The organism is Rheinheimera sp. (assembly GCF_020217005.1).
In the GTDB taxonomy this organism is placed as follows: domain Bacteria; phylum Pseudomonadota; class Gammaproteobacteria; order Enterobacterales; family Alteromonadaceae; genus Pararheinheimera.
On the sequence record NZ_JAIWOI010000374.1, the window covers coordinates 1 to 10,000 of the forward strand.

General features: G+C 46.1%; 7 protein-coding genes. 2 read left to right on the top strand and 5 right to left on the bottom strand.

Going from position 1 to position 10,000, the window contains the following annotated elements; translation table 11 throughout:
• On the top strand, positions 1–531 hold a 531-nt coding region (locus tag LDL40_RS18555), incomplete at its 5' end, for a TMEM175 family protein (RefSeq protein WP_300996977.1).
• Positions 532–540: 9 nt separating this feature from the next.
• Here the strand turns inward: LDL40_RS18555 and LDL40_RS18560 are convergent.
• The 5 genes from LDL40_RS18560 to LDL40_RS18580 all read right to left on the bottom strand — a co-directional run bounded on the left by LDL40_RS18560 (position 541) and on the right by LDL40_RS18580 (position 8,278).
• Complete coding sequence (locus LDL40_RS18560; RefSeq protein ID WP_300996978.1) at positions 541–1,161, bottom strand: response regulator transcription factor; 621 nt, start codon at positions 1,159–1,161, stop codon at positions 541–543.
• A 26-nt stretch (positions 1,162–1,187) separates the two neighbouring features.
• On the bottom strand, positions 1,188–6,695 hold the full coding sequence (locus LDL40_RS18565; RefSeq protein ID WP_300996979.1) for an AAA family ATPase: 5,508 nt from the start codon (positions 6,693–6,695) through the stop codon (positions 1,188–1,190).
• A gap of 48 nt (positions 6,696–6,743) precedes the next feature.
• Complete coding sequence (locus LDL40_RS18570; RefSeq protein ID WP_300996980.1) at positions 6,744–7,124, bottom strand: response regulator transcription factor; 381 nt, start codon at positions 7,122–7,124, stop codon at positions 6,744–6,746.
• Positions 7,125–7,227: 103 nt separating this feature from the next.
• Positions 7,228–7,512, bottom strand: coding sequence for a DUF1427 family protein (locus LDL40_RS18575; protein WP_300996981.1), 285 nt, complete (start codon positions 7,510–7,512; stop codon positions 7,228–7,230).
• Positions 7,513–7,591: 79 nt separating this feature from the next.
• The gene (locus LDL40_RS18580) at positions 7,592–8,278 is read right to left on the bottom strand and encodes a hydrolase (protein ID WP_300996982.1); all 687 of its coding nucleotides are present in this window, start codon (positions 8,276–8,278) and stop codon (positions 7,592–7,594) included.
• A 366-nt stretch (positions 8,279–8,644) separates the two neighbouring features.
• Here LDL40_RS18580 and LDL40_RS18585 point away from each other — a divergent pair.
• Positions 8,645–10,000: amidohydrolase (locus LDL40_RS18585; protein ID WP_300996983.1), on the top strand; the 1,356-nt coding region annotated here is incomplete at its 3' end.

A 10,000-nucleotide genomic window follows, 5' to 3' on the forward strand; every position in this document is an offset into this window, starting at 1 on the left:
ACTATTATGGTGCTGGAACTGCACATTCCATCCGGAAATAGCATAGAAGCATTATGGCCCTTGGCACCCGTAGTTTTTAGTTATGTGATGAGTTTTATCTACTTAGGTATTTACTGGAACAACCACCATCATATGCTCTATGTCTGTGACAAAGTGACAGGTTCCATCCTTTGGGCCAATCTGCACTTATTATTCTGGTTATCCTTGATCCCCTTTACCACAGCCTGGATGGGAGAGAGCAAGTTCTCCGCTGAACCTGTGGCTTTATATGGTGCTGTATTGCTGATGACGTCTTTTGCTTACTGGATGCTGCAACACAGGATTATTGTATCCCAAGGTGAGCAATCGAGGCTGAAATATGCGGTCGGATCGGACTGGAAAGGCCGTTTATCTATGCTGTTTTATTTGCTGGGTACACTGTTGTCTTTTGCCTCGCAGTGGCTGGCTTTAGCCATTTACATCGCTATTGCCATACTTTGGCTTATTCCGGATCAGCGGATAGAACGCAGCCTGAACCATGAAGCCCACTAGCCAGATAACCTAGCGACCTCTGGCTTGGGCTATATGCAAACGTTCAGTGATCCGCACCAGATCAGTCACAGATTTGGTGCGCATCTTGGTCATAATCTGTTTCTTATGCACCTTGATGGTAATTTCGCTAACCGCTAATTCAGCCGCTATTTGTTTGATCAGTAAACCACCGATAATAAACTCCAGCACCTGTTGTTCACGGGGAGTCAGCGAATTATAACGGCTGACTAATTCAGATTGCTCAATACGATGCTGCAGATTCGCTTGATCTGAGGCTAAAGCTTCAGCAACAGCTGTTAACAGCGCATCAGGACATACAGGTTTAGTCAGAAACTCACGGGCGCCGGATTTCATTGCTTGCACACTCAAGGGGATAGAACCATGGCCTGTGATAAATATCACCGGCATTCTGGACTCTGTACTAGTGAGTTGCTCAATAATATCCATACCCGTAGTATCGGGCATCTGCATATCCAGCAGCAGGCAGGCCGGAGTTTGTGGCATAGTACTATTTAAGAATTCTGTACCAGACGCAAAGTCCTGCACCTTGTAGCCAGCAGATTGCAACAGACTAACTAAAGCAAGCCTCACCTGATCTTCATCTTCTACTACTATCACTAAACCGCTCATTGTTTTCCTCCGTTGAACCCTTGCATTCAGTCTTTGACCAGTGGTAGAAAAAACGAAAACACAGTACCAACCTCAAGTCTGGCCTCTGCAGACAAGCGCCCGCCATGGTTTTCGACTATAGACTGGCAAATGGTCAATCCCATGCCCATACCGTCTTTTTTCGTAGTATAAAAAGCATCAAACAACCGTGCTTTAGTCTCCTCGCTAATACCAGGGCCAGTGTCTTCCACCCAGATAAAAATAGCCTGATCATCTTCAGTAAAAGTAGAGATAGTTAATATTCTGGGCCTGTCCGTGACTTCGCTCATGGCTTCTATGGCATTCATCACCAGATTCAGCATCACTTGCTGTAACTGCACCATATCGCCGAGAATATCGGACAATTGTGCATCCAGCTGCAATACCAGCGAGACTTTACGCCTTTCCATTTCACTACGGGCTATGGTCAAAATATGATTCAACACGTCATGAATATTCAGCACTGTCAGCACTGCTTTCGTATTTTTTGTTAAGGCCCGTAGACTTTGTACAATTTGACCTGCTCTTTGGCCCTCAGTCGCTATCGCCTGCAAACTAGCACTCACCTGTTGTAAATCAGGTGTAGTGCGGTGCAGCCAACGCAAACCAGCGCCAGCATTAGCCACAATAGACATTAAAGGCTGATTAATTTCATGCGCAATAGAGGAGGTCAACTGCCCTACAGTTGTGATACGCGATACACGAGCCAAATCTTCCTGAGCAGCCCTTAAGGCATCCTCTGAAGCTCGCCTGTCTGTGATATCTATCACTGTACCCACATAGTCAATCAATTTATCAGAACCAAATACCGGGCTGCCCTGGCCAGTCAAATACAAAACGCTGCCATCGCCGCGGACAATACGATATTCCACTTTAATAGCGGCTTCCATTTGCACAGATTTATTGATCTTCTCCAATACAGATTTTTTATCGTCGGGGTGGATACAAGCGGCGAAGTCAGCAAACAAAATAGTGCGCCGCTGCGGATCTAAACCAAAGATACGACAAAACTCTTCTGAACAAATCAGTGTGTTTTTGTTTAACTCCCAGCGCCAACTACCAGTCCTGCTGATTTGTTCCCCCAAGGCCAAAGAAGTGTCCGCAACCCGCAGCGCCCGCTCCAATTGCAAACGCTGTTGATTCACTTCTTCAATGCTGCTGTATAACCTGGACGTTTCAATCGACACTGCAGCATGAGAGGCTAAAAACTTGAGCACATTCAAATATTGCTCCGTCAGTTGCTCTTCTTTTGCCCTTAGCTCTATATAAAACAGCGCAATTAACCTACCTTGTCTGAGCAAAGGTAAACACAAGGACGTAATGTCAGAGAAACGCTGAAAATAAGGGTCAAGCTCAAATGGAGCACCTTGCTGTCCAGCCTTTACATAGATCAGTTTTTGCGTTCTTATCACAGTGTTTACCAAAGATTTTGGTAAATCGTCCCAATGCGCTTCGCTGTGTACAGCTTCAATAATCACCCCAGCCGTCGTTGTATGAGCCCTGGCTTCAACCGTCAGGCTATCTCCCGCAGGCTTTAGCAGCAGCACCCTTTGAGCACTAGCTTGCTCAACCATGATGGTCAAAAGTACCTGCATTAATTTTGTATAATCGGTCTGTTCGGTAATAGCTCTGGAAGCTTTGAGCAAGTTGGACAGGTAACGACCGCTGGCGCTATCAGAGATGTTTTGAGGCTTTGCTGTTCCTATCTGTTCAGAAACACCAGCATAACTGCAGAACTTTTCCAACTGTCGCACCTTGCTGTAGGCTGCCCAATCCTTGTAACACTGAATGGCCTGTTGCAGATAAGCAGTAGCAGCTGTCATTTGTTTATGATCTGCTGCCAATCTGCCAGCCCGCTCATAAGCTAAGGCTTTGTATTGAATAAAATCTTTAGTTCTGTATAGCGTTATCACAGCTTCATAGGCCGTCATCGCTTTAAAAGTTTCACCACTAAAACGCCATAACTCGGCCTGAAGAATTGCGGCCCTATCTGCAAAGCTGGTTGGATTTAACTCAGCCCAACTATCAATTTTTTGCTTATGCTGAAGTACTTCTCGCATCACCTCGGCGTCTGGTTCTGTCACGGCTGCCATTACAGCCATGGCTCTGAAAAAATGATAATCCAAAAGATGGATATGGGCTGGTGCCGACCAGTAGTAATCTCCTGCTTTGTCCAGACTGTTCACTGCGTCCTGATATTCGCAAGCCAAATAATGTGATATGCCTTTGTATAACCAATACCAGAACACTAGCGTAGACATACGCTCTGATAACTTATCTTCACAGAGCTGTTCGCTGGCCTGCATTAGGTTATGGCCAGAAAATGTATTACCTTTGCCCTGATGCAGGTTTTCAACAAAAGCCTGCTGAGCAATAAAGATCAGCTCAACATCGGTAAATGCCACTTTTCTGCTGAAATCCAAACCACGCTGAGTTTCCTGTAACACTTTATCCAGGGGCTTGCCTACACTAAAGAAATTAACCACCTGATGACAGATAGAAAAACAAGCAGTGGCTAAATCGCCATAGGTGATTGAGGCGGAGTAACAGGCACTGGCGCAGTCCATAGTAAAAGACAGGGGCTGAGTCCAGACACTAAGTTGATCCAATATGAGCAGTGTTTTTGCCTCATATTCAACAAACTGATGGTTTACGATCAAAGAGCGGGCTAACTGACAATACGCCATGCCTTTTTCATACTCACCATACCTGTGACCTATCAAGACACCAATCCAGCCTAACGCAGCAGTAGTTGCGCCGTTTACGCCATAATCCAGTGCCAATTCCAGCGCATAACACAACTGGATAAAATGCAGATTTTCATTAGTAAAACTAGCAGGAACAGACAAAGAAGCTAACAAGTCTGATATAGCCTCCACCTGAGGATCGTCCATCATGGGCAGCTGTAAAAAACCCTGACGGAAATCTTCCTCCATTCGCTGCTGCAACTGGTTATAGGCTTTGAGACAATCGTCATTCGATGGAGACGGGCTGATCACAATATCAAATAGCTGCAAACCTTTTAATGCGACATCCACAGCCTCCTGATAAGCTGAACGACGTAAACAAAGCTCCGTCAGCAGGCGGTATGCGCGGGCACCGGGAACGGCACCACTGTTTAGTTGCAGTACCTCGGTCAGAATAGCAAAAGCGGTTTCTAAGCGCCCAGTCAGCATTTCACACTCAGCCAACTCCAGTCGCAATGAGGCTAAAATTTGTTTATGGTCATGGCTACTTTCGCTGAGCAGAGTTCCTGCGAACTCAATGAAATATAAAGCGGACTGACAGGAATTAGCTCTTTTTGCTCTTTGTGCTGCATCTAAAGCACAACGCAAAATATGTTGGCGCTCTTCTTTTTCTGTCAATAAATCAGACGCTCTGGATAAATGCTCGATCGCGCTGAAGAGTTCATCATCCCGTTCACTGAGGATGGCACCACTCAGTAAACGCCGTCCTATCATCAGATCCAATCGGCTGATTTCTTCCTCACTAATCAGCGCCTTGGTCGCACTGTGCACCAGATCGTGATAAAACGCATAGCCGCTATCCGTTTTATACAGCACATCACTAAGCAAAGCTGGCATCACCCGGCGTTGAATTTCGTCAGGTTCTAAACCAAACAGGTCAACCAGAAACTCTAACTCAGCCTGACGGCCTATGCAGGCCAAACCAACAAGAAGTTGCTGAGTTTCAGCAGGCAACAACTGATAACGCTGCAAAATATCCTGCGCCACGTTGTCCGTGTAAGCTATAGCTTCAATAGCCTGCTGGTCACAAAGCCAATTACTGCTTTGGGGTTCACGGCTGACCAGCCCTTTTTGCACTATAGTTTTTAAGAACTGACTGACGAAAAATGGATTACCTAAGGTTTTAGCCAACACCAGCGGAGCTAAATCCAAAACTTTTGGGTGGCTGGTCTGAAAGGTTCTGGCAATAATTTTTGTTACCTGACGACTGTCCAGAGGCTGTAATTGCAGGTCAACTACAAGGGCGAATTCAGGATCTGTCACGGCATTGCGAAACACCTCGGTCTCATTTCGTCCTCTGGCTCCCACCAATACCATCAGAGGTAAAGGCGAATGCGCCGACATTAATTGACTGACAAAATTCTGGCTGGCCTTATCCAGCCACTGAATATCATCCAGGGCGATCACAAAAGGACGTTCTGATGTGGCCAGCGCCAATATCATTTTCTGCAGAACTTGCTTGGTAATATCATGTCTTCCGGCCGGAATTGAATAGCCAGTATCTTCAGTAAATACCGAACTGAGCTCAGGGAACAAACTAACAGCCGAGGTTTTACAGCTGGTCAAGTTCTGCTCTAAACGTTGTTGCCAAAATCTGAGTTCTGTCGGTGGCTGTTTCATCAGCTCTTTTAAACAAAATCGAAATGCTTGGATCAGCGTGGTATAAGGCACATCATTTCTGTATTGCTCAGCTTTACCTGCGGCTACGCAAAATCCGGCTGCATTTAAATCGGAAACAAAAGCCTGGATCAGGGATGATTTCCCCATACCAGCAGTTGCAGTCAGAATCACCATAGTTTTATGCTGATTTACCCTGCAGTGTTGTAAAGCCGAATGCAATTGTTCAGCTTCTTGCTGACGCAGATATAAACTATCGGGGATCTGCAAACTGGTTGGTACATGAAACTGCCCCAACGGAAAAGGGCTGATGTCACCTGTCTCGCGCCAGGCTTTCTGGCAATAAACTAAATCAGCTTCCAGAGCTGCGGCCGATTGGTAACGTTGTGCTGGATCTTTTTCCAGCAACTTCAGTACCAAATTAGACAACCATGCCGGAATACCTAATGTCAGGATATGAGGAGCTTTGACGTCGCACACCAAATGACAATGCATCCAGTCCTGAGGTTCTGCCGTGTCACTCAATTCAAAAGGCAAACGTCCTGTTAAGAGCTCGTAGAACACCACACCTACCGAATAAAGGTCACTACGGCAGTCAATCCTATCCGAGCTTAAGCCTGTATGTTCCGGCGATATATAAGCCAATGAGCAACCTGAATAGGATTCAGCAGCTTCAGACTCCGTCCGCTCCAACTTTTCCGCAAAGCCAAAACCACTTAAACGCACGACCCCTTCCTGATCGATTAACAGCGTTGCTGGCTTGATATCCTTGTGTACCAGGCCGACACCGTGCATCGCCTTCAGAAGCGCTGTAATTTGTATGGCCAGAGGAAAGAAATATTCCAACGGGCAGCCACCTTTAAAACGACGGTTTAAAGGTTCAGCCTGATAGTCGTCATATAGTAGTGTCGGCTGACCAGCCAAAAGGATGGAAGCAATAGGATAAATAGCCCAGGCAGGATCAAGCAGAGCTGACAGAGAAAACTCATTATGAAACAACTTACCGACCTGGTCCTGAACTTCGCCGGAAACTGCACTGGCAATGATAACAGCGCTCTTTCCATCAACCGACGAAAGACCACGACTGTAAGAAATGTCACAAACCTGGCGCAAAGGCTTAAATTTATAGCTACTTAAATCGAGTTTATCCATTATTGCCGCTTCTTCGTTACACACCACTTTATGACTGGGAACAGGTCTCTAACTTTTAACAATATCGTCGATAGTCTTAAGTAGAAGTTCCACATCCACAGGTTTCGGTAAAAATAATAAAGCCCCGGCTTGAGCAATACGTAACTGCGTATCCCAATCGGCATTACCAGAGATAAATACTGTAGGAATAATCACTCCAGCGGCACGTAACTGTTCGAATAATTCGATGCCACTCATCCCCCTGAGCTTGACATCAAGCACCATGAAATTGATATCGCCTAGTAGGTCACTCTGTAAAACAGCTTCAGCAGACTCAAATAACACTGTCTCGTAACTCACAGACAGTAATAAGTTACTTAAAGCTGTTCGAACTGACTGCTCGTCATCAACAATAGCAATCAGAGTTCCTGTAACATCTAGTTTCTGCATATCAATCCCATACTGCTCAGAGCGTAAACATCATCCAAAATCCGTGAGTGCTTTTGGTCTTTGTTTTAAAAAAACAAAGCCCTCCTGAACAGCTGGATCTTTCTCATGATTTTTGCTTACTGTCTGTCGCGCTTTCTGTTTTGGTTTGTGCGGTTAAAGTTGCAGGTGTTCCTGTGATTTTAGGAACACATTCGGCTTTGAACCATAACATAGTCACTGGTTGGCCTGCGACCCATTGTTTCACTACAGGCACTATCTGCTCTCCAATTAACATACCAAGCAAGCCCAACAGAGCTATAGCAGGAGGAGCTGGAGAACGAACTTGTAATAAAGCGTAAATAATACCAACCAATAAACCTACGCCAAGAGATAATAGATATAATTTCATAGAAACCCCTCTGACCTGTTGGTTTGAACGGACAGTGAGCTTTGCAGTGCAAAGAGAAACTGTCCGTTCAAAAACCAAGTTATTTTGCAGCTACAGGCGCCAGCGTTTCATGGGTGCTGACTGTGCGTTGTGGTGCTTTATGCACCATGGTATAGGCGTAATCCACACCCATACCATAAGCACCTGAATGCTCTTTCACCAACGCGACCACTGCGTCGTAGGTATCTTTATGCGCCCAGTCACGTTGCCATTCCAGCAGCACTTGTTGCCAGGTCATAGGCACAACTCCAGCCTGAACCATACGTTGCATAGCATAATCGTGCGCTTCTTTTGTGGTACCGCCTGAAGCATCAGCCACCATATAAATTTCGTAGCCACCTTCGAGCATGGCGCACAAGGCAAAAGTGGTGTTACAGACTTCAGTCCATAAACCTGCCACTACGACTTTCTTTTTACCGTTTTTAGCTAAAGCGTCACGAACTTTCTGGTCATCCCATGAGTTCATTGAGGTGCGTTCCAGCAATGGAATACCTGGAAATACATCCAGTAACTCGGGGTAGGTGTAGCCGGAAAAACCCTGAGTTTCCACTGTAGTGATGGTGGTAGGAATATTGAAAATTTTGGCTGCTTTGGCCAAACCAACTGTGTTGTTTTTTAATGTTTGGCGGTCAATTGACTGCACACCAAAGGCCATTTGAGGCTGGTGGTCAATAATAATCAGCTGACAGTTTTGTGGTGTCAGTACTTCAAGTTTAGGGTTTGCCATTTTGATCATTCCTTTAAGGGTCAGCATTGGATCGCATAAGACCAACACACGGACCTGATTAATAAGCCAAGTTCCGTAAGCACAGTATCAGCAACTAAAAACAAACTATGCTCACTGAGTAAATGTCAGGTACCAAAGTGGAGTGTATGCATTGTGCTCACATCGCACCTGTTACCGCTTTAGTCTGAATAATTCATCAGAACTGAACACATACTAGGAGTGCCTTTGCCGCTTCACCATTATCTGTTTGTATAGCTAGACGCCATCCTGGATTTTTCACAGACTCTGCTTCATTGAACTTTTTACTGCGCCAAAGCCACACCAACACATTAGTTGTTGGCTAACGATTTATAGAGGAGCATGCCAATGGATAAGTCTTCACACAGCGATCTAATCCTGATCAACGGTCGTTTTCATACTATGGATAAGGAACAACCTGTCGCCAGCGCCGTATTAATTCGCGACGGTAAGTTTGTGGAAGTGGGCAGCTCAGCTGAAGTGCTGCGTCACCAAACCGAACAAAGCCAGGTGATCGATCTGAAAAACCGAACCGTTATTCCTGGCTTAAATGACTCTCACCTGCACCTGATCCGTGGCGGATTAAACTACAACCTGGAATTACGCTGGGAAGGGGTACCTTCTGTGGCGGATGCACTGGCCATGCTCAGAATTCAGGCGGATCGTACCCCACATCCACAGTGGGTGCGGGTCGTTGGCGGTTGGACAGAGTTTCAGTTTGCCGAAAAACGTATGCCAACTTTGGATGAAATTAATAAAGCTGCACCTGAAACGCCAGTATTTCTGCTGCATTTGTACGACAGAGCTTTATTAAACCGCGCAGCATTAAAAGCAGTGGGCTATACCAAAGACACACCCAATCCTCCAGGCGGTGAAATTCAGCGCGATGCCAGAGGTAATCCGACCGGCATGCTGATAGCACGACCTAATGCGATGATTTTGTATGCCACTCTGGCGAAAGGCCCTACCTTGCCGTTATCGCATCAAATCAACTCTACCAGACAATTTATGCGTGAGCTCAACCGCTTAGGTGTAACCAGTGCTATTGATGCCGGCGGTGGTTTCCAGAATTACCCCGATGATTATCAGGTGATAGAACGCCTGGCCAAAGACGACCAATTGACAGTGCGTATTGCCTACAACCTCTTTACGCAAAACAAAGGCGCTGAACTACAAGACTTCCAAAAATGGGCTCAGATAGTCAAACCTGGCCAGGGAGATGATTTTTACCGCCATAATGGTGCGGGCGAAATGCTGGTGTTTTCCGCGGCCGACTTTGAAGACTTTGTCGAACCCAGACCCGACTTAGCCGACAACATGGAGCAACAACTGGAGCAAGTAGTGCGGCATTTAGTGGAAAACCGCTGGCCCTTCCGCTTGCATGCCACCTACAACGAGTCCATCAGCCGTATGCTGGATGTGTTTGAAAAAGTGAATAAAGACACCCCATTTAACGGCTTGCGCTGGTTATTTGATCATGCCGAAACCATCACTGAAAAAAATATTGAGCGGGTAAGAGCTTTAGGCGGCGGTATTGCCATTCAGCATCGTATGGCCTTTCAGGGCGAATACTTTATCCGTCGTTATGGCCAGCAGGCGGCACAACAAACCCCTCCTGTAGCGCGAATGTTAGAAATGGGCGTGCCGGTCGGCGGTGGTACAGATGCAACTCGTGTTGCCAGCCATAACCCATGGACAGCTTTG

Coding starts and splice junctions, on each gene's coding strand:
- LDL40_RS18580 (WP_300996982.1), bottom strand. CDS start 8,278: ATGGCAAACCCTAAACTTGAAGTACTGACACCACAAAACTGTCAGCTG.
- LDL40_RS18560 (WP_300996978.1), bottom strand. CDS start 1,161: ATGAGCGGTTTAGTGATAGTAGTAGAAGATGAAGATCAGGTGAGGCTT.
- LDL40_RS18565 (WP_300996979.1), bottom strand. CDS start 6,695: ATGGATAAACTCGATTTAAGTAGCTATAAATTTAAGCCTTTGCGCCAG.
- LDL40_RS18570 (WP_300996980.1), bottom strand. CDS start 7,124: ATGCAGAAACTAGATGTTACAGGAACTCTGATTGCTATTGTTGATGAC.
- LDL40_RS18575 (WP_300996981.1), bottom strand. CDS start 7,512: ATGAAATTATATCTATTATCTCTTGGCGTAGGTTTATTGGTTGGTATT.